The organism is Mariniphaga sp. (genome assembly GCF_041687215.1).
Lineage (GTDB): Bacteria > Bacteroidota > Bacteroidia > Bacteroidales > Prolixibacteraceae > Mariniphaga.
Genome location: NZ_JAWLCI010000015.1, coordinates 1 through 19,766 on the forward strand (window position 1 = coordinate 1; position 19,766 = coordinate 19,766).

17 protein-coding genes are annotated in these 19,766 nt (G+C 42.3%); 6 read left to right on the plus strand and 11 right to left on the minus strand.

Annotated features, from left to right (window positions below; translation table 11 throughout):
• Both ACESMA_RS07490 and murB read left to right on the plus strand, forming a co-directional pair.
• A partial coding sequence (locus tag ACESMA_RS07490; RefSeq protein ID WP_372948166.1) for a fasciclin domain-containing protein occupies positions 1-889 on the plus strand: 889 nt, incomplete at its 5' end.
• Positions 890-1,168: 279 nt separating this feature from the next.
• The gene (murB, locus tag ACESMA_RS07495) at positions 1,169-2,185 is read left to right on the plus strand and encodes a UDP-N-acetylmuramate dehydrogenase (RefSeq protein WP_372948167.1); all 1,017 of its coding nucleotides are present in this window, start codon (positions 1,169-1,171) and stop codon (positions 2,183-2,185) included.
• Here the strand turns inward: murB and mltG are convergent, their stop codons facing one another.
• The gene (gene mltG / locus ACESMA_RS07500; protein ID WP_372948168.1) at positions 2,186-3,247 is read right to left on the minus strand and encodes an endolytic transglycosylase MltG; all 1,062 of its coding nucleotides are present in this window, start codon (positions 3,245-3,247) and stop codon (positions 2,186-2,188) included. It lies immediately after the preceding gene.
• Positions 3,244-3,579 (minus strand): nucleotidyltransferase domain-containing protein, encoded by a 336-nt coding sequence (locus ACESMA_RS07505; RefSeq protein WP_372948169.1) that lies wholly within the window; start codon positions 3,577-3,579, stop codon positions 3,244-3,246. Before ACESMA_RS07505 ends, mltG begins: the two co-directional genes overlap by 4 nt.
• A 126-nt stretch (positions 3,580-3,705) precedes the next feature.
• Here ACESMA_RS07505 and ACESMA_RS07510 point away from each other — a divergent pair, with 126 nt between their 5' ends.
• Complete coding sequence (locus ACESMA_RS07510; RefSeq protein WP_372948170.1) at positions 3,706-4,902, plus strand: FprA family A-type flavoprotein; 1,197 nt, start codon at positions 3,706-3,708, stop codon at positions 4,900-4,902.
• Between the two features lie 137 nt (positions 4,903-5,039).
• The gene (locus ACESMA_RS07515; RefSeq protein WP_372948171.1) at positions 5,040-5,759 is read left to right on the plus strand and encodes a transposase; all 720 of its coding nucleotides are present in this window, start codon (positions 5,040-5,042) and stop codon (positions 5,757-5,759) included.
• Positions 5,760-5,872: 113 nt separating this feature from the next.
• Here the strand turns inward: ACESMA_RS07515 and yaaA are convergent, their stop codons facing one another.
• Positions 5,873-6,640, minus strand: a complete 768-nt coding sequence (gene yaaA / locus ACESMA_RS07520) for a peroxide stress protein YaaA (RefSeq protein WP_372948172.1) — start codon at positions 6,638-6,640, stop codon at positions 5,873-5,875.
• Between the two features lie 49 nt (positions 6,641-6,689).
• Positions 6,690-9,059: an ammonia-forming cytochrome c nitrite reductase subunit c552 gene (locus ACESMA_RS07525; RefSeq protein ID WP_372948173.1), complete on the minus strand. Its 2,370-nt coding sequence runs from the start codon at positions 9,057-9,059 to the stop codon at positions 6,690-6,692.
• A gap of 316 nt (positions 9,060-9,375) precedes the next feature.
• On the opposite strand from ACESMA_RS07525, the gene ACESMA_RS07530 reads away from it, so the two are divergent.
• The gene (locus ACESMA_RS07530; RefSeq protein WP_372948174.1) at positions 9,376-10,590 is read left to right on the plus strand and encodes an NAD(P)-dependent oxidoreductase; all 1,215 of its coding nucleotides are present in this window, start codon (positions 9,376-9,378) and stop codon (positions 10,588-10,590) included.
• 28 nt (positions 10,591-10,618) lie between these two features.
• Here the strand turns inward: ACESMA_RS07530 and ACESMA_RS07535 are convergent, their stop codons facing one another.
• The 5 genes from ACESMA_RS07535 to ACESMA_RS07555 are packed head-to-tail and all read right to left on the minus strand — an operon-like array spanning position 10,619 to position 15,242.
• Positions 10,619-11,272 (minus strand): MOSC domain-containing protein, encoded by a 654-nt coding sequence (locus ACESMA_RS07535; protein WP_372948175.1) that lies wholly within the window; start codon positions 11,270-11,272, stop codon positions 10,619-10,621.
• Positions 11,269-12,003, minus strand: coding sequence for a TerB family tellurite resistance protein (locus tag ACESMA_RS07540; protein WP_372948176.1), 735 nt, complete (start codon positions 12,001-12,003; stop codon positions 11,269-11,271). Before ACESMA_RS07540 ends, ACESMA_RS07535 begins: the two co-directional genes overlap by 4 nt.
• Entirely contained in the window at positions 11,987-12,589 is a 603-nt protein-coding gene (gene coaE, locus ACESMA_RS07545) for a dephospho-CoA kinase (protein ID WP_372948177.1), read from the minus strand. The genes ACESMA_RS07540 and coaE overlap by 17 nt, the downstream gene beginning before the upstream one ends.
• A 16-nt stretch (positions 12,590-12,605) precedes the next feature.
• A complete protein-coding gene (locus tag ACESMA_RS07550; protein ID WP_372948178.1) occupies positions 12,606-13,595 on the minus strand; it encodes a YbbR-like domain-containing protein in 990 nt (329 codons plus the stop codon).
• A 21-nt stretch (positions 13,596-13,616) separates the two neighbouring features.
• Positions 13,617-15,242 carry an ATP-binding protein gene (locus ACESMA_RS07555; RefSeq protein ID WP_372948179.1) on the minus strand — a complete coding sequence of 542 codons (1,626 nt, stop codon included), beginning with the start codon at positions 15,240-15,242 and terminating at the stop codon, positions 13,617-13,619.
• Positions 15,243-15,483: 241 nt separating this feature from the next.
• Between ACESMA_RS07555 and ACESMA_RS07560 the strand changes: the two genes are divergently transcribed.
• Positions 15,484-16,431 carry a UDP-glucuronic acid decarboxylase family protein gene (locus ACESMA_RS07560; protein ID WP_372948180.1) on the plus strand — a complete coding sequence of 316 codons (948 nt, stop codon included), beginning with the start codon at positions 15,484-15,486 and terminating at the stop codon, positions 16,429-16,431.
• Between the two features lie 106 nt (positions 16,432-16,537).
• Here ACESMA_RS07560 and ACESMA_RS07565 read toward each other — a convergent pair whose 3' ends face one another.
• Together ACESMA_RS07565 and ACESMA_RS07570 are read right to left on the minus strand one after the other, a co-directional pair.
• Positions 16,538-18,235: a transposase gene (locus ACESMA_RS07565; protein ID WP_372948181.1), complete on the minus strand. Its 1,698-nt coding sequence runs from the start codon at positions 18,233-18,235 to the stop codon at positions 16,538-16,540.
• A gap of 272 nt (positions 18,236-18,507) precedes the next feature.
• Positions 18,508-19,764, minus strand: a complete 1,257-nt coding sequence (locus ACESMA_RS07570; protein WP_372948182.1) for an NAD(P)/FAD-dependent oxidoreductase — start codon at positions 19,762-19,764, stop codon at positions 18,508-18,510.
• Between the last annotated feature and the right edge of the window lie 2 nt (positions 19,765-19,766).

The following is a 19,766-nucleotide window of genomic DNA, read 5'->3' on the forward strand; positions in this document are numbered from 1 at the left end:
CAAAGTAATGTCCACCGATTTAAGCGAAGGACTGACAGCCGAAACTCTGCTGGGTCAGGAACTGACATTCAGCCTGGAAGACGGCGCCAAAGTCATTGACCCGAACGGACGTGTGAGCAACATTATTGCAGTTGACATGGAAGCCCAGAATGGTGTGGTACACGTTATCGACACGGTAATCCTTTCTGATTTGCGTCCTGCCACTGTTGTTGACATTGCCACCAGTAATGATGATTTCAGCATTCTGGTAGCTGCTTTAACCCGCGAAGATTTGACTATTGATTTTGTAGGCGCATTAACCGGCGAAGGTCCGTTTACAGTGTTTGCCCCGACCAACGCTGCATTTGCTGCACTGCTTGATGAACTGGGCGCAACTTCGCTGGACGACATTGACACCGAAACGTTGGAAGCTGTATTGCAGATGCACGTGCTGGCCGGTAAAGTAATGTCCACAGATTTAAGCGAAGGACTGACAGCCGAAACCCTGCTGGGTCAGGAACTGACATTCAGCCTGGAAGACGGCGCGAAAGTAATTGACCCGAACGGTCGCGTGAGCAACATTGTTGCAGTTGACATTGAAGCCCAGAATGGTGTGGTTCATGTAATCGACACTGTAATTTTGATGGATTTAACACCTACGAGCGTTACAAGCCTGGAAGAAATCAGTTTTGATTTTTATCCGAATCCGGCTACCGGATACATTACCGTTCGCACTGATGAGATTGGCAGTACACTTCGAATCATCGACATTTCAGGTAAAATGATGCGAGTTGAAAAAGTGGTAAATACCAATCAAAGAATTGACTTAAATGGTGTAAATGCCGGAGTCTATTTTATTTCGGTTGAAAGTGAAGCCGGAAGAATAACTCAAAAACTGATTGTACGATAAATGTGTTGTTTAAAAGTTGAAATGTTTCGAGATTGAAACTTGAATGAAGAGTGAGAAAAGTTGATTTTGAATAACATTTTATCGACATGTTAAGAATGAATACCTCGTGTATTCAATAACTAAAGGTTGCCGGAAACGGCAGCCTTTTTTCATATCATCTCATTTATAAGTATGATTTTTTTGTAAACAACTATTTGAACAGCAAAAGGATAACCATTTCTTTATGTGTATTCCAGCACTTTTTGTCTTATTCATCTATCTTTGCGCAAAATTTTTTACATGATCAGATTCTTCGAAAACTACAGTTTAAAGTCACATAATACATTTGGGGTGGAAGCCAGGTGCCGTTATTTTTTTGAATTTACCGAACCGGAGGATTTGGAAACTTTTATTCAGTCGGATGAAACATGGAAAGAACTACCGCATTTTATTCTGGGCGGAGGAAGTAATGTGCTGTTCAAGAGAGATTTTGAGGGGTTGGTTATTCATCCCAATATTCCGGGAATTTTTAAAGTAAAAGAAGATCGGCAAAACATCTGGTTTGAAGTGGGCGCAGGTGAAGTTTGGGACGATTTTGTAAAATATTGTGTGGATTACGAAATGGGAGGAGTGGAAAACCTCTCGCTTATACCGGGTTTGGTTGGAGCCGCGCCGGTGCAGAATATCGGGGCATACGGACAGGAGGTGAGCAATGTTATTGAACTGGTAAAAGGATACGATCTTCAGCAAAAACTACCGTTGGAATTTCGGGCAGATGCCTGCGAATTTGCCTACCGTGACAGCTTATTTAAACGCGATTTAAAGAACCGGTTCATCATTACTTCAGTGGTATTCAGACTGGAAAAATTTCCGGAATTCAATTTGAAATATGGTCAGGTGGAAGAAAAAGTGAAGGAACTGGGTGAAATAAACCTTCAAAATATTCGCAAAGCAGTAATTGATATTCGCTCTTCCAAATTACCCGATGTGAACGAACTGGGCAATGCAGGTAGCTTTTTTAAAAATCCGGTTGTTAAAACGGAAGTTGCTGAAAAAATAAGAAAGCACTATCCGGATGCGCCGGTTTATCAGGTGAACGAAAGTGAGGTTAAATTGGCAGCAGGCTGGCTCATCGAAAAAACAGGATGGAAAGGTATGCGCGAAGGGCAGGTTGGAGTGCACGAAAAACAGGCGCTCGTGCTGGTGAATTACGGTAACGCCACAGGAAAAGAAATTTATGATTTTTCGGAAAAAATCAGCCAGACTGTTTTTGAAAAATTCGGAATTCAGCTCGAACGGGAAGTGAACTGCGTTTAACTATTTCCAGATTTTCCGTTCGTTCAGCGCCGCACGGTATCTTGCAGCATGCCGGTTATGTTCGGCCAGATTTCTGGAAAAATTGTGATAGCCAGAAAAATCTTCACGGGCAACCATGTACAAATAATCGTGTTTTTCATAATCCAGAACTGCGTCAATGGCCGAAACTTCAGGAAAGTTGATGGGACCGGGCGGCAATCCTACATTTCGGTATGTGTTGTAAGGCGAATCGATTTCCAGGTGAATGTTCAGAATTCTTCTCAGGGAAAAATCGCCAACAGCGAATCTTACGGTTGGGTCGGCCTGCAGCAACATTCCACGTTTCAGGCGGTTTACATACAACCCGGCCACACGTTTCAATTCATCAGCCTTAACCGTTTCTTCCTGAACAATGGAGGCGAGTGTTGTGACTTCAACAGGCGTCAGTCCAATGGCTACTGCTGTCTGCCGGCGTTTTTCGTTCCAGAACCTTTCGTATTCCCGTTTCATACGAACGGCAAACTCTTCTGCAGAGGTGGTCCAGTAAAATTCGTAAGTGTTTGGAATGAACATCGCCTTAAAAGTTTCAGGCGTAAACCCGAATTCTTCGATTTTTTTTTTATCGTTGAACAGTCGCAAAATGGAAAGTGAATCAGCCTGAAGGTAACGACTCACTTTTCCGGCCAAATCTTCCTTAAAACGTGTATTGTTGAATGTAACATCCACCGGCTCCTGTTCTCCTGCCCGCAACTTGTTCACAATCTGGTTGGTATTCATTCCCTTTTGAAAAAGATAATGTCCGGGTTTTATCAAATCAGGGTAGTTTTTCTTTTTCGATACCCACCTGAATGCTTTGTAATTAATCAGAATATCGTTGGTTTGCAGCGTGTCGAGAACCTGGTTAAAGGTGGCGCCTTCGGGAATAATAAAGGCTTTTTCGGTTTTAACATTTTCATTGAAAACGTACATATAAAGCTGGTATCCGCGCAAACCGGCGATAATAAACGCGATGGCGAAAAAAATGATGATAAGTTTTCCGATCCGCGGGAACAACATGAGTTTACTTTTCTTGTCGATGGTCATTGGGCATTATGAATTAATGATTCAACTTCAACACCGTCCCGGAGGATATTTTGGTAAATAGGAGTATTGGAATATTCATCCCAGCTTTCAATATTTTGAACAATTCCTGTTACAACTTCATCGGTTTCAAGCTCCAGTTCGAAAAGTTCATCATAAATTTTGTTTCTGAAATTTCTGTCAGGAGTCGCTTCGGTAAGAATCAGAAAATCCCAGTCAGAATCTTTTTTAGCATCATTTCTTGCCCTGGAACCAAATAAAATGATTTTGGCCTTCGGATCCACACTTTTGATTCTTTTTTTAACCGTAGTTAATATGATATCTCTTTTCGTCATTTAATCAAGCTAAATTTAAATCAAAGATAAAACATTTTTACTGCATGACGTTTTCAACCGGATTTTTGCTCTGACAATCCCTGCAAAATCATTAAATTCGCAACCTGAAATTAAAAAGATGAAACCATGCAATATGTAAATCTTTCAGAAGATATTTATTTTTTGGGACACAACGACCGGCGCACCCATTTGTTTGAAAACATCTGGCCCATTCCGCACGGCATTTCATACAATTCGTACATTATTGTTGATGAGAAAATTGCGTTGATTGATACGGTGGAACGCTCGTTTATTGATGAATACCTCGAAAGTATAGAAGAGATTATTGGCAATCGGAAAATCGATTACCTGGTGATCAACCACATGGAACCCGACCACTCGGGAGCGTTAAAAGCCATTGTTCAGAAATATCCGGAAATTACGCTGGTGGGAAATAAAAAGACATTTTCATTTGTGGAAAGTTTTTACATGGAGTCTGAAAATGTTCACCTTGTACACGACGGATCGTTGCTGGAACTCGGAAAACACCGGTTGCAGTTCCAGACCATTCCAATGGTGCACTGGCCCGAAACCATGGTGACCTACGAAGAAACCAACAAAATTTTGTTCTCGGGCGATGCATTTGGCAGTTACGGTACGCTCGACGGCGGTATTTTCGACGACGAAATCAATCTCGATTTTTACGAGGTGGAAGTAATGCGATACTTCACCAACATTGTGGGAAAATATTGTCCACACACCCAACGGGCCATCAAAAAACTGAAGCCGCTCGATATTCAAATGATTGCCGCCACCCACGGACCGATTTGGCGCACCGACCTCGACTGGGTGCTCACCCGTTACAACAAATGGAGCTCTTACGATCTTGACCAGGGTGTGGTTATTGTTTACGGCTCCATGTACGGATACACGCAGAAAATGGCTGAGGTGATTGCCCGCCGGTTGGCTGAGCGCGGAATTAAAAACATCCGGGTTTACGATGCGTCCAAAACCCATGCGTCTTACATCATTAACGACATTTTCAAATACAAGGGATTTATTGTGGGAAGTCCGGCGTACAATAATGCGCTGTTTCCCAATGTGGAAATTTTGCTTTCTACCATTGAACATATGGCGCCCAAAAACCATTGCCTCGGAATTTTTGGCAACTATTCATGGAATGGCGGCGGCGTAAAAAATTTGAAATTGTTTGCCGAAAAAATCAAGTGGGAACTGGTTTACGACCCGGTGGAAGAACTCGGTGCCCTGAAAAAAGACAACAAGGAACAGTTGCTGAAACTGGCCGATGCCATGGCAGATAAGTTGCTGGCCGACTTTGAATAAGGGTGAACCGGGTGCAACGGTCTCCGAACCGCTGATTAAAAAAAATGAGCGATTCGGAGATCGCTCCACCCGAAAAAATTGCCATACCCGTTTCATATTTCTCCCGGAATTATTAAATTGCCATTCAAAAACCACCCATGAAAAAGGAATTTTACCGGCATTTATTACCCCATTTTCAGCAACCCGGACAGGCATATTTTGTTACCTGGAACTTAAAAGATGCAGTGCCTAAAAAAGCATTAAAACGATACAGCGACGAATTGGTGAAGTTACGGTTGCAGATTAAAAGCTATGGTGCAGCGAGTGTTACGGGTGCAGCGGTTTCCAAACCGCTGATTAAAGAAATGAGCGGTTTGGAAACCGCGCCAAACGAACCCACTCCACCCGAACTGGAAAAGCTCAGAAAGCAATATTATTCACTTCGGAAAAAATACATAAAAGCTTATGATGAATTATTAGCCAGCGATAAAAATCCAAAAATTAACCTTTCGAAAGCTGAGAATTTGCAACCAGTTAAAGAAACCCTGCTATTCTGGAATGGGAAAAAACTGGAAGCCTATGCATTTTCCATTATGCCAAATCATGTGCACTGGGTGTTTCGTTTATTTGAAAAAGATGAAAAAGGGAAACCGGTTTATGTGCAGGACATTATGAATTCAGTAAAGCGGTTTTCTGCGAATCAGATTAACAAAGTGGAAAACAGAAAAGGAGCGGTTTGGCAAACCGAGAGTTTCGATACCACCATTCGTGATGAGAAACATTTGCATTACGCCATTGAATATACCTTAAATAATCCGGTTGCTGCAGGCTTGGTGAAAAACAGGGAGGACTGGCCGGGAAACTGGTACAGCGGGTGAACAGGGTTCAGCGGATTCCGATTCGCTGATTAATAAAATGAGCGATTCAGAGATCGCCCCACCCGAAATGCGCGGATCGGAATTCGCGCCACCCGTTGCTTTTCAAACAGATGTCAACCTCTTATAAAAACAGGCTGTCCTTGTTTCGACAACCTCGGATTAAAAACATACCCTTCCGCATCGAATGCCTGCAAATCGCTTGCATTTTCAATGTTGTTTTCCAAAATAAAACGGGTCATCAGTCCGCGGGCTTTTTTGGCAAAAAACGAAATCATTTTGTATTCCCCGTTTTTCATGTCTTTAAAAGCCGGGGTTACAATTTCGGCATCCAGTTTTTTGGTATCGATGCTTTTGTAGTATTCGTTGGACGCCAGGTTCACCAGGATTTTGGTGCCCGATTCGTCAATGGCTTCCTGAACGTTTTTGGTGATTTTATCGCCCCAGAAACTGTACAAATTTTTTGCCCGGTCCACGCCAAACTTTGTTCCCATTTCCAGACGGTAAGGCTGCATCAGGTCGAGCGGTTTTAACACACCGTACAATCCCGATAAAATCCGCAGTTTTTGTTGTGCCAGATTCAGTTTTTCTTCGGAAAGGGTAGGAGCGTCCAGACCGGTATAAACATCGCCGTTAAAGGCCAGCACAGCTTGTTTTGCGTTTTCAGGAGTAAACGGAAGATGCCAGGTTTGGTAACGTTCGAAATTCAGGTTTCCCAATTCTCCCGAAATATTCATCAGCCCCGACAGCTTTTTAGCACTCATTTTCTGCAGTTTGCCAACCAGTTTTTCCGATTCGTTTAAAAATTCAGGAATGGTAAATTTCTGTGTTGTGGGTTTTGTTTTAAAATCCAGCGACTTGGCCGGTGATATGATTGTTAACATGCGATTTCAATTTTTTTTTTTGAAATAAACGGTTATTTCGAATGAATGTTTACGACGCATTTTTAATTGCATTCAGCGCCTGTTGTATGGCGTTTTTATCTTGTGCTGAAATCCCTTCTGTTTTTAAGGTTTGTTCGTAAAGTGCCTGCACATCATTTGTTCTGCCATCCCGCATATAAATGTCCGCCAGAAAACTCACGGCATTCAGATAAAGCGGATGGTCGGCAATCAGTTTTTTCAGGGTATTTTCCGCTTCTGTTTTTTGATTGTTTTCCAATTGGTAATAAGCCAGCGTATAAGCGTATTTTGGTTCTTCAGGTCTAGATTCGGCAGCAATTTTGGCATAGTGTACCGCTTCATTTATACTGCGTTGTACAACAATCACACTGAGGTTATAGGCTGCCACGGCCTGTTGCGGATTGGCATTCAATGAGATTTGCAATGCTTTTTCGGCTTCCTGCAGTTTTCCCTGTTCCGCTAAAAGAAGTCCGAGATTTAAACTGGCCGCTTCATTATCCGGATCGATTTCCAGCGCTTTTTTCAGGTTTTCTTCGGCTTTGGCCGGATTGCCGATGTATGAATACAGCACACTGCTGTTGATAAAAGGCATCAGCGACTCCGGGTACAACCGGGAGGCTGTTTCATAAGCGTCCAGCGCTTTGTTGGCGTTTCCCTGATTCTGGTGGTAAATGCCCAGGTTGTAGTGCGAACTCCAGTCGTCGGGACGGGCTACCATTGATTTTATGTATTCGTCGGTAGCATTGGAAACCACCTGTTTTTCTGTTGTTGAAAACCGGTCGTCGCCAAAACCTGCAAGCGATGCGGCTGCTGAAATCCGAACCAACCGGATTTCATCTCCGGAAGCGACTACTAATGCATTTTTTGCTTGTTCTGAAAGATTGCCGTTCAGGGAAGTAGCGGCGGCGGCACGGGCTAAAGCCGAGGGATTGTTTTTTGCAGCATCGAGCAGGGTTTCCCACTTTTTATCATCAGGGCAGTTGGCAAGCAACCGGATAAACGACGTGACCACCACTTCATTGTATTTGTTTTCCTGAATAATTTTCAGCATTTCATCGAGGCGGTTCCAGTTTTCTTCCCGTGTTTCTTTAATGAGTTGAGCCCAGTAAATCGTTTCTTCCTGGTAATTTCCGTTGGTCCGCATTTTCACAATTTCGTTGGCCCATTGCGGAGTTTTATCATCGTGGCACTGGTTGCAGGCGTTGGGCGAGCCAAATTTTATAGTTGCCTCAGGCATGGGTGGCCGGAACGAATGGTCGCTGCGGATAAAATGACCCACAAACTCGCGGCTGGGTGCATGGCAGTTCACACATGTTGAGCCGGGACTGTCGGGTTGGTGCATGGTGTGCGCCACCAGTCCGGTACCTTGTTTATCTTCGTGGCACGAAGTACATGCAGCATTGGGGTTATCTGCAAACCGGTTCCGTCCGCTGGAAGTGTGGCAGGTTACACAATGCAAATCACTTTTCTGAATACACGGATTCATTTTCCAGCCGGTCATCGTGTAGTTTTCACCCAAATCGCGGCCATCGGGATAAAAATCAGGATCTTCGAGTGTGGCCAAAGTGAAATGGTCGAAATAAGGTTCCGGTGGCACATAATTTTTTGTAATCGCGCTGCCTTTTGCATGACACACCGCGCACGACGAGTTGTGTTCTTCAGGGGTGAACGTGCTGGTTACAAGAATTTTCCAATCCTCGGGTTCTTCTCCTTTTTCTTCAGCCTCCTGAAAAACCCGCACATGCTCGGCACTCGGCCCGTGGCACGTTTCGCAGTTAATGCCGGCCTCTTTCCAGGTTGTATGGTACGTGTCGGTTTCCAAATCGTAATTGGAAGATACCTGGCTGACATGGCAATTGTAACAAGCCGTGTTAAAGGCATACATCCGGTCGCGCCAGGGCAGCGCTTCATCTTCATCGCCGGCATCGCCAAAATGCCGCACTGCTGATTCGGGGTAGTTGAACCAGGTTTGGCGGTTCATGTCGTATGCCAACGGGATGGTTTGCAGTTTACCCTTTTCCAGCGGAGCCAGAAACGTAAAAACATTCCGTCCGCCAAGCGACCATTGAACCGGGTATTTTTTCAGCAATTCTTCTCCATTTTTTTCCAGCATCACCATGGAAGAATCTTCGTAAACCATTGCATAAAATCTTCCTTCGATTTCCATTGGTCCACTTTCGGGCAATTCATATTCTTTTACAAAACCTGCATTTACCGGCTGCATGGCTTTTCCGTGCCACGAGGGCGCCCATAATTCGTAAAATCTTTCGTGGCATTGGATGCAGCTTTCCGAGCCCGAAAAACCGTCGGTTGCCACCTGTTCGTTTTTGCGCTGAACACAGGAAATGGTTAATATAAAATACAATATCGCGGATAACCAGATAAATTTTTTGGCTGCCATAATTTTTACTTTTATCTTCACAAATATTGGGATAATTTTACAAAGAATGAATTTAATTTAGGGGCGGGTAAAGTCTAATGCTATTCTAAAAATATAAACACCGATGTTTGGAAAAGAAACAAAATTAATGGCTGAAGCCTTTGAATATAGCAGTTTTTTTTGCCCCCGCCTTAAGCCGGGGGTTAAATGTAAAGAAAGAAAAATTGGCTTTAGCCGTTAATCATAATTCGTTCGTTTAATTTTAGGATTATAAATTAGATGTGTAATTTATTTCAAAATAAGAGTTTTACCGGAAAATAAAGAAATATAAATAAGAATGTTGACAAAACTTGGAATTTTACGTGAAGGAAAAATACCTCCCGACAACCGGGTACCACTTACACCGGAACAATGCATTGAAGTTCAGCAAAATTTTCCCGGTGTTCAGGTGATTATACAAACCAGCCATGTCAGGTGCTTTAGTGATGAGGAATACCGGGAAAAAGGAATTCCGGTGCAGGAAGATGTGTCGGATTGCGATGTGCTGATGGGGGTGAAGGAAGTTCCAATAATTGATTTACTTCAGGGGAAAATATACTTTTTCTTTTCGCATACCATAAAAAAGCAGGAATACAACAGGAAGCTGCTTCAAACCTTTCTTCAGAAAAAAATACAGTTGGTGGATTACGAAGTGCTGACTGACAAAAATGGTTTCCGCATCATCGGTTTTGGCCGGTTTGCCGGTTTGGTGGGCGCATACAATGGTTTACGGGCTTTTGGCCTTCGAAACCGCATTTTCGATTTGAAACCGGCTCATCAGTGCGCCGGTCTGGAAGAAATGTTATACCAGTTGAACCTGGTGAATCTGCCTCCGGTAAAAATTGCTTTTACAGGTGATGGTCGCGTGGCCAGCGGCGTGCTGGAAGTACTTGAATTTATGAAAATTCAACGATTGTCTCCGGAACAGTTCCTGGAAACGGAACAGCCTGAAAAACCAGTTTATGCTCAACTATTGCCCCAACATTATGCGAGGCGGAAAGACGGAAGTGCGTTCGGATTACAGCATTTTTTCAAAAAACCGGAAATGTATGAAAATGCCTTTTTGCCGTATGCACATTCAACCGATGTTTTGATGGCCGCCGCTTACTGGGATCCCAAAGCCCCGATGCTGTTTACAGCCGAGGATATGAAACAGCCGGGCTTCCGGATCAGCGTAATCTCTGACATTACTTGTGATATTGAAGGTTCCATTCCTTCCACCAAAAGGGCATCGACCATTGCCGAACCGTTTTACGACTACAATCCCGAAACCGGCGAACTGGAAGCTCCATTTTCTTCCGAAAAAAATGTAACTGTTCAGGCGGTGGATAATTTGCCCAACGAACTGCCCAAAGATGCCTCGCGTGATTTTGGTCGCAACCTGATTGACAAAGTTTTTCCATCACTTTTTGGTGAAGATGCCGATGAAATTATCGAACGGGCATCGGTTACAAAAGACGGCAAACTAACTGAACGTTTTTCGTATTTGCAGCACTTTGCGGAAGGGGAGTAGGTAATTTTTCTTGCTGAAATTAGAATCATTACTTCAGATTTTCAAGATGCTCTTTCCATTTTTTCAGCAAATCCCTGCGGCAGCTTTCAGCTAAAAATTTATTGTTAAGCGCCTGTTTGAGTGGCTCTTCCTGAAAATTGTCGGTGTAAAGCAACTCAAAAACTTTTTGGATGGAAACGGAATCGGATTTTTCCTTCAAAATCATTTTATCGCCGGTTTTAACCTTTCCGTTTTTCAGCACCCTGACATACACACCGGGAAATCCGGAATCTACAAATTGTTTTACCACTTTGGGATTTTGAAAACGGATGCCCAGTTTGTAACAAGGTTGGCGGGGTTGAGTGGCTTGCACAACAGCTTCACCAATTTCAAAAGTGTCGCCAACGTTGATTTCATTTTCGTAAAGACCTTCCACAGTGAGGTTCTCGCCAAACATTCCCCAGGGTATTTCCAATTCAGGATAGAATTTTTTCCAATAACTATAATGTTCGGCCGAATACAAATAACATGCTTTGTCCACTCCTCCGTGGTACTTGCGGTCCATTACATGGTCGTTTTCCACGTCTTCTTTTCCCAGAAAAATGGGATGCTCAACCGGATATTTGTAAATTCCCGTTTGTTCTTTTTTGCCGTTCCAAACAATGGTTTTGGGCTCGCCAATATTTGTTGAAATAACAATCATGCGATTTTCCGTTCCTTTTTAATGTTTTCGTAAGCCTGGTTTACCATCTGGAATTTGTCTTTTGCTGCCTTTTGGAAATCATCACCCAAATGACTTACCTTGTCGGGATGGTATTTCATGGCCATGCGACGGTATGCTTTTTTCAGGTCTTCGTCGGAAGCAGTTGGCTCAATTTCAAGGATTTTGTAATCGGCATTAACATTGCGCACAAACATGGCCTGGATGGATTCAAAATCGCTGTTGCCAATTCCCATCTCTTTTGCAATGTTTTCAATCAGGCGGCGTTCGTTTTCTTCCACATGTGCGTCTGCATTGGCAATTCCAAACAGAAAGTGAAGCAACTGCAACCTGGCAGAGTAGTTCATGTTTTGCCTGATTTGGCGGCAAACTTCGTTAACCGGAATGGTTTGTTTCAGCAGGTCGCGCAGCAATTTTACAGCTTCAGTGGCCGAGGCTTCACCAAAACTTTGAACCATAAAACGTTTTACATAATCCAGTTCCGATTTTAGAACTTTTCCGTCAGCTTTCATTACGGCAGACACCAAAACCAAAAGGCTCATCACATAACCGCCAGTTGTTGTTCTGCCCGAATACCCGGTGGTTCGACCAGTTAGCATTTCTGCGCTGCTCCCATCAATTAATGAGCCTACCATAAAACCGAATATTGCACCAATCGGGCCGCCCACTGCCCAACCTAATCCTCCGCCAATCCACTTACCAAATTTTCCCATGTTCTTTTAAGTTTTTATCTATCTGAATAATTTCAGGAATAATCAAATTTTTATTGTCGTTTATAAGAATTTTACTGGCCAGTTGTTGTTTTTTTTCTTCGCTCCACTGTTTTTGCATGCGCTCACGTACCATTTGTTCCGAAACACCATCGCGGGCAACAACCCGCGCAATGCGTTCATTTTCAGGTGCAGAAACCAAAATTGTAAAATTCATCATTTTATAAAAACCGCTTTCAAACAAAATGGCAGCCTCGTGAATAACATAAGGTGCATTTTCGTGCATTTTCAGCCAATTTTCAAATGCAATACGAACAACCGGATGCACCAGTTCGTTCACTTTTTGCAAATGAATATCGTTGGTGAAAATTATGGAGGCAAGTTTTTTTCGGTTAAGTTGCCCTTCCGGTAAGTAGATGTTCGATCCAAACAGGCGAATTAATCCGGCCTTAATTTCTGAATTCGATTCATATAAATTTTTGGCCACTGTATCGGCTTCGAAAACCGGAACGCCAAGCATTTGAAAAACTCTGCAAACCATTGATTTTCCGCTGCCAATACCTCCTGTTATTCCAACGATTAAAGTCATTTTGGGAACTTTTACTTCATTCAGATTCAATTAAATACTCTATGGAATTGGGTACAATTTTCATCAATTGAATATAGTCCTTGTTTGTTTCAACTGAAACTTCAAGGTAATTCTCACCCGAAAGGGCCTGGGTAAAGTCAACAGTGGCTGTAAAATCACGTGTTGAAACCTTTTCATATTCGCTTAACCCTACCATTACAGTAACCGCAATATTTGGCGGAAAGAGCTTTAAATTAACATCTTCGGGCAAATTTATGACCTGAATCGGCAGAGAGATTTTCTTTTCGGTAAACTTTTCAACTGGAACAATAACCTCTACTTTTTCAGGAGAAATTTCAGTGTTACCCGGATGTGCCACATTTACAAATTGTTCTATGGATTTGTCCAATCCTTCAAAAGTCACTTTTTCTGTATGTAAAATGGTTAAAGTATCGAGCACTGCTGCCGGCCCTGTAATTTTCACACTGTCAGGTTTCGATTCCACAATTCCTTTTAAATTAAACTGAGGTTTAAAGTTGAGTTCAACCAATGGTGAAACAGGAACTTTTTTCGTGTTCAGGCTGTCGAAAACCAGTGAAAAAGTTTGAGGAGATACACCGTTTATTGTAATTTCCTTGCTCACCTGCGTTTCAATTCTGCGGATTAAATTTTCGGATGGCACCCGGTATTCATTGTTATCGCTCTCTAATGACTGGCTGATTGCAGACAAATCCAATACAATAGGTGAAAAAGAAAAAGCCAGTTTATGCCTGAGCAAAGTAAACCCGTGAGCCTGAACATTTAATTCAAGTTTTGAGGGAGGGGTGTTGGCCAGAAATAGATTTTTGGGAGGATTAACGTACTTCACAGAGTAGGACAGGACAGTAGTATAATCCTTTCCCATTACATTTAAAAACCAAAGTGAGGCCGCAATGAGCAGGCAAACCGAAAATACAACTATCCGCTTATCATTTCTTAGTTTTTCCAGTTTGAAGTAGCCAAAAAATTCAGAAATTTTTTTATTCATTATTCATTTAAAACCCCAAAATTAGTGAATCATTTTTTGATAGCGGTCTTTCATGTTTTCAATTAATTTGGGGAATTCATCCAGCTTTCGTTTAATTAATTCAATATCAAAGGTTTCAAGTCCATTTTCAAACTCTGTGCAATAATTAAGAATAGGATTACATGAATTTTCAACAGCCATTGTTTTCAGTTCGGCATTAAAACTTTCAATTTCAAAAATGATCAGACTGTCTTTTAATTCTTCCCATTTATTCAGAAAATAATTTTGTGATTTTTCCAGAATTTTTGGCAAAGCTTTTAAACAATTATCTGAAATTTCCAGATTAATTTCTGCCTCAGATTTAATTTCGGGTTCTGCTACATAACTAAATTTCAGGAAACGTTTCAGAACGGCATCCAGGTCTTTTTTGAATACGGGTTTTTGCAGAAAGCCATCGAACAGGTTGTTAATACGGCTGTTATGGTCTTTTAACGTAGAGCCGGTAAAAGCAATAACCGGTATGTCTTTCAGTTCCTTATCCTGTTTTATTATTTCCGTAGCATCAAATCCGTTTATTCCCGGCATCCGGATGTCCATAAAAATCAGGTCTGGCTTTTCTGTTTTAAGTTTGGCCAGGGCATCTGTGCCATCTTTTGCTTCAATGTATGCGGTCTCTTCAGAATTAATCAGTTGTTTCAAAACCAGAATGTTATAACTAATATCATCCACAATCATGATTTTACACGGAGCCAGCTTCATATTTGCCCCTTCGCGAAATGTTTCCACACGGGTAATCTCGTCAAAATCTACTTTTACCTGGTAAAAAGTAACCGTAAAAACTGAACCTTTGCCGGGCTTGCTTTTAATTGTGATGGCGCCATTTAGCTTTTTCAGCAATCCGTAAACAATTGCCAGTCCCAGGCCGGTTCCTTCATATTCCCTGTTGGTTTGTCCGTTTTGCTGTTTAAAGTTCTGGAAAATATTTTTTTGATGATTTTCTTTAATGCCAATTCCCGTATCCTCTACGGTAATAATAAGGTTTACTTCGTCATTTTTTTCAGTTTTTGCTGCCTGTGCAGTAATATGTATATGGCCGGTTTGGGTAAATTTTATGGCATTGCTTACCAGGTTGAAAATGATTTGGTAAAACCGCAGTTCGTCCATAAAAATAAAATCAGGAACGGTGGAATCAGTTGTTATTTTCATGGAAAGGCCTTTCTCTTCCACTTTTTGCTGAAATACCAGTTTAATATCGTTTATCACCTCCTGGTAGTTCATCGGGTGAATATCAATATTTATTTTTCCTGACTCAATTTTTGAAAGATCGAGGATATCGTTCAGTAAATTCAGCAGGTTACGTGCGCTTTGCAAAATGGTTGTTAAATACTCGCGGTGCTGCTTGTCCGGGGTGTTTTCATGCAGCCACTGGCTGAAACCCAAAATGGCATTAAGCGGTGTTCGGATTTCGTGCGAAACATTGGCCAGAAATTCCGATTTAATTCGCAGCGCATTTTCAGCATTGCTGGTTGCCTCCCTAAGTTCTTCTTTAACCTGACTTAATTCTGTTTTCAAGCGGCCGATTTCGGCCTCCAGTTCTTTTTTATTTTTGAGTGTTTGTAGTTTTTTTTGTGTTTGAGTGGATTTGCCATTTGAAAACTGATTGTCCATATTAATTCCTTTGAAATTTTTTCCCGATGATTAAACTTTGATTTTCTCCCTAAAAAATCGTCTCTCTTTGAACTGTTGAAAATAACTAAATTTTTAGAAGTGCAGGTAATAAATACCTTTTAAATTGAACAATGCAGTTTTTTGTTGATAACCCTTCGGGAACATATAAAATTTGATACTTTTGAATTTGATTCATCCATTCAGAAAAAGTTAAAATTAATATCAATAAAAAACTAAAACGATGAAACGAATACTGGTAACCGGCGGCGCCGGCTTTGTAGGTTCCCATCTTTGTGAACATCTTTTAAATCAGGGAAACGAAGTGATTTGCCTCGATAATTATTTCACAGGGAAAAAACAAAAAATTGTTCACCTGATGGATAATCCGTGGTTTGAAGTGGTGCGGCACGATGTTACCATGCCGTTTTACATTGAAGTGGACGAAATTTATAATTTAGCCTGCCCGGCATCTCCGGTTCACTACCAGTACAATGCCATAAAAACCATTAAAACTTCGGTAATGGGCGCCATTAATATGCTGGGGTTGGCCAAACGCACCCGTGCAAAAATCCTTCAGGCTTCAACCAGCGAAGTATATGGCGATCCCGAAGTGCACCCGCAGCCGGAAAATTATTGGGGACATGTTAATCCCATTGGTGTGCGCTCCTGTTACGACGAGGGAAAACGTTGTGCTGAATCGCTTTTTGTGAATTACCACCAGCAAAACAATGTACGCATTAAAATTGTACGTATTTTCAATACCTATGGCCCAAAAATGGAACCCGACGATGGCCGCGTAGTTTCCAATTTTATTGTGCAGGCCCTGCAAAACAAAGACATTACCATTTTTGGCGAAGGCACACAAACCCGCAGTTTTCAGTATGTTAGCGATTTGGTGGAAGGAATGGTTCGCATGATGTCCACAGATGATTCCGTTACAGGTCCCATAAACATCGGCAACCCGGGAGAGTTTACCATGCTTGAACTTGCACGTGAAATCCTGGATATAACCGGTTCCAAATCGAAAATTATTTACCTGCCTTTACCTGCCGACGATCCCGTGAAACGAAAACCCGACATTACGCTGGCCCGCGAAAAACTGGATGGTTGGGAACCTGTGGTGCCGCTGCGTGAAGGGCTGCTGAAAACGGTGGAGTATTTTGATCGTTTACTTTCGGATGGAAACTGAAAATAAAAAACAAGAACTTAGCGAACCATGATGCCTTGGAGACTTGGTGGCAATCCTTAATTTGGCCAAAAAGGCACGAAGAGACTGAGAAATCACAAATTTGACCCTACTCTAACAAGTAGGTTTTAAAAAATTGATTAAATGTATTGTAAAGAATAACGAAAGCAAAAACCGATGACTGCCATGCCAGATTTTTATGGATAGAACCGTAGAGTGTGGTTTCGAGCCATAATTTGACAGTAAAAGCAGTATTTTTCGATTTTTGAAACGTTCTTTGACATGTTTGTTCTATAAAATGGATAATCCGGACAAGGTTTACCCAGAAACACCGGCAAATTGCCCATGTCTGATTTTTAATCAGACTTCGGTATTTTGATTTTCCGCTCCGTAGCGGGTAAGCGACATGGAAAATAGTTGCCTCTACATTGTTACGTTTTTGCGATTCTTCTATAGGGCGCTGTTTCATAACCCGTCTCAAAAGGGAAGTACGGATGGCCTTCTGGTTAAAATAAACTTTGTCTTTCCCGTTTCTGATATACCACCTGTCTTCAGTGCTGTTTTTCAGCTTTTTGGCAAGGGTGGACTTTAAGCGTTCTCCGGTTTTTGTATCGGTAACCATTAATCCTTCGGGTGTCATTTCCAGGTCGTAACGGGAAGCGGCTCCCTGTATCCCGGTAAAAACCATATCGATGTTTTTGCAAAACTCATCGTTAACGGGGCTTTGGTAAGCGCCATCAGCATAAACCTTTTCCACCGGTGTATCTGTTATTGCTTGTGTTGAACTGATTGCCGGCTGCACGAAAATCGTATCGGCAACATTGGCCTTATCAACGTTTACGTTGGTAATCAGGTCTAACGGTCCGTCCGATATGGTTTCGGTTACATTCATGCTGTAGCCTTTTACTTTCTGGTCAGACTTGTGGCGGTAGGCGCTGTCCGGGTCATGGGGCGACTGGACACTGTCTGATTCAATTTCCTCTTTTGGCCGAAGTTCAATTTTTTTGTCCTCTTCCTCTACTTTGTATTGTTCGCGGAAAACCCGCCGGAGCAATTGATAAGCTTCGCTATTATTACCGGAGAAAAGCAAAAGGGTCTTGTAAATCAGAATGCCGGTTGTCTGCATCCTGGTTTGTATATCTTCTCTGGTACTGTGGTAAATAGTTTTTTGTGGTTCTTCCTCAAGCAAAGGTTTAAGTTGTTGTTTTTCTGCTTCTGAAAATAATAAAAAGTCGCTTTCATTCAGCGTCTTGCAAAACAGGACAAATGTTTGGTGGATAATTTCGTAACGTGAGTACCAGGCAATGTTACTGCTGAAAAGTTTGCTGTCCATGCGGATGCTTTTCCCACTGACTTCAAAATCTTTTACTTGTCCACGGGTAACTTTTTCAAAGACTTTTTGCAGCAAATCTTCATTTTTTTCACGCATATACTGGTGAACTCGCTTACGAAACAAGTAATAAGTTGAATCGGCAGGAACTTCGTCATCCAGGTTGAATAGGCCTAATGAGCTACGAACCAACAGATTAAACCGGCAGTGCTCAAACAACTGGGAATCGCTCCACCCAAAAGCTTCTTTCAAAATCATCATTCCCACCAGTTGCGATACCGGTGAATTGGGAGCCCCCATCTTCTGGCTGAACAATACGCTGAAGATAGATTCATCAATCCGCGAAACGATTTGTTTACGGAATTGGTTATGCCAACCACTATTATCATTGTACTGATTAAGTGATTTTCCTCCCAAAATAGATGGGACACTGCTAAAAAGATTCCCCTGGGTATGTAATGCTGACTTCCGAAACATGCTATTAAATGTTGATTTCCCCATGAAGATAATAAAAACAGAGACCTAAACCGCTCTGAAACAAACAAATATTCTGTTATTTATGAACAAACTTGTCAACAAATTATTTTTAGAAATTAATCAGCCGACTTTTCGGAGTAGGCTCAACCTTTGAAGTTAGAATAGGACAATTGGGCCATTTGATTTTTAAATTGCTTTTACTATATCACAATAAAACATCCTTAATGAACCTGTAATATGTTTACTTACTTTCTGCCAGAATTTGCATTTACTCATTTCCCGGAAGCAGAATTCCCTGCCAGCCAGCCGGTTGACCAGGCGATTTGCAGATTGTAGCCGCCGGTTTCGGCATCGAGGTCGATGATTTCTCCGGCAAAATAAAGTCCTTTTACCAGTCGCGATTCCATGGTTTTGGGTACAATTTCTTTAGTGGGAATTCCGCCCGCCGTTATAATGGCCTCTTTAAACGAACGATGTTTTGCCACCTCAAACCGAAGATTTTTCATCAGGTACCTGATTTGTTTCCTTTCGTTTGATGATACTTGATGGCACTCTTTTTCGGGGTCGAGTTTCAGTTCTTCAATAAAAACCGGAATCATGGATGCGGGCAGCCAGTTGCGGAAAATATTTGAAAGCTGTTTTTTCCCGTGTTCGTTCAAATCGCGCAACAGCCGGTTGTCCAGTTTTTGCTCGTCGAGGGCCGGTTTTAAATCGATAGTAATTTCAACTTTATCTTTGTTTTGCAAAGCGGTCACGGCAATCCGGCTTAGTGTGAGAATAATCGGACCCGACAAACCAAAGTGCGTGAACAGCATTTCGCCAAAAGCTTCGCCCGCTTTTTTGCCATTTACCCAAACCACTGCTTTCACATTTTTCAAGTTTAATCCCTGTAATTTTTGCGCCAGGTTGCCTTTGGTTTCCATTGGCACCAGTGCAGGAATAGGTTTTTCAACAGTGTGTCCCACGCTTTTGGCCAGTTCGTACCCGTCGCCTGTGGAACCTGTTGCCGGATACGATTTTCCGCCTGTGGCCAGTATTACTTTTAAAGCTTTGAAAATAGTGCCGTTCGATTGGACTCCCTGCACCGCACCGTTTTCAGTTATCAGCGTTTCAACCCGCTGGCCGCAAAGGATTTCAACGTTTTGTTCCTTCACCCATTTCAGCAAAGCGTGCAGCACATCCTGCGATTTATTGCTTGCCGGGAAGTAGCGTCCGCCGCGTTCGAGAGTGGTTTCAACTCCGTATTTTTCCAGCAGACTGATGATGTCTTTTGAATAAAACTGCGAAAAGGCATTGCGAAGAAACCGGCCTTCGGGGAACACATGTTTGATAAATTCAGCGGGAGAGGCATCGTTGGTAATGTTGCAGCGACCCTTTCCTGTAATCAGAAGTTTCCGTCCTTCGGAACGCATTTTTTCCAGAACCAGCACCCGGGAGCCCTGTTCGGCTGCACGTCCGGCAGCAAGCAACCCGGCAGCCCCGGCGCCAACAACTATCACATCAACCTTTGTTGCTTCAAAATCTGACATCA

Coding starts and splice junctions, on each gene's coding strand:
- murB (WP_372948167.1), top strand. CDS start 1,169: ATGATCAGATTCTTCGAAAACTACAGTTTAAAGTCACATAATACATTT.
- mltG (WP_372948168.1), bottom strand. CDS start 3,247: ATGACCATCGACAAGAAAAGTAAACTCATGTTGTTCCCGCGGATCGGA.
- ACESMA_RS07505 (WP_372948169.1), bottom strand. CDS start 3,579: ATGACGAAAAGAGATATCATATTAACTACGGTTAAAAAAAGAATCAAA.
- ACESMA_RS07510 (WP_372948170.1), top strand. CDS start 3,706: ATGCAATATGTAAATCTTTCAGAAGATATTTATTTTTTGGGACACAAC.
- ACESMA_RS07515 (WP_372948171.1), top strand. CDS start 5,040: ATGAAAAAGGAATTTTACCGGCATTTATTACCCCATTTTCAGCAACCC.
- yaaA (WP_372948172.1), bottom strand. CDS start 6,640: ATGTTAACAATCATATCACCGGCCAAGTCGCTGGATTTTAAAACAAAA.
- ACESMA_RS07525 (WP_372948173.1), bottom strand. CDS start 9,059: ATGGCAGCCAAAAAATTTATCTGGTTATCCGCGATATTGTATTTTATA.
- ACESMA_RS07530 (WP_372948174.1), top strand. CDS start 9,376: ATGTTGACAAAACTTGGAATTTTACGTGAAGGAAAAATACCTCCCGAC.
- ACESMA_RS07535 (WP_372948175.1), bottom strand. CDS start 11,272: ATGATTGTTATTTCAACAAATATTGGCGAGCCCAAAACCATTGTTTGG.
- ACESMA_RS07540 (WP_372948176.1), bottom strand. CDS start 12,003: ATGGGAAAATTTGGTAAGTGGATTGGCGGAGGATTAGGTTGGGCAGTG.
- coaE (WP_372948177.1), bottom strand. CDS start 12,589: ATGACTTTAATCGTTGGAATAACAGGAGGTATTGGCAGCGGAAAATCA.
- ACESMA_RS07550 (WP_372948178.1), bottom strand. CDS start 13,595: ATGAATAAAAAAATTTCTGAATTTTTTGGCTACTTCAAACTGGAAAAA.
- ACESMA_RS07555 (WP_372948179.1), bottom strand. CDS start 15,242: ATGGACAATCAGTTTTCAAATGGCAAATCCACTCAAACACAAAAAAAA.
- ACESMA_RS07560 (WP_372948180.1), top strand. CDS start 15,484: ATGAAACGAATACTGGTAACCGGCGGCGCCGGCTTTGTAGGTTCCCAT.
- ACESMA_RS07565 (WP_372948181.1), bottom strand. CDS start 18,235: ATGTTTCGGAAGTCAGCATTACATACCCAGGGGAATCTTTTTAGCAGT.
- ACESMA_RS07570 (WP_372948182.1), bottom strand. CDS start 19,764: ATGTCAGATTTTGAAGCAACAAAGGTTGATGTGATAGTTGTTGGCGCC.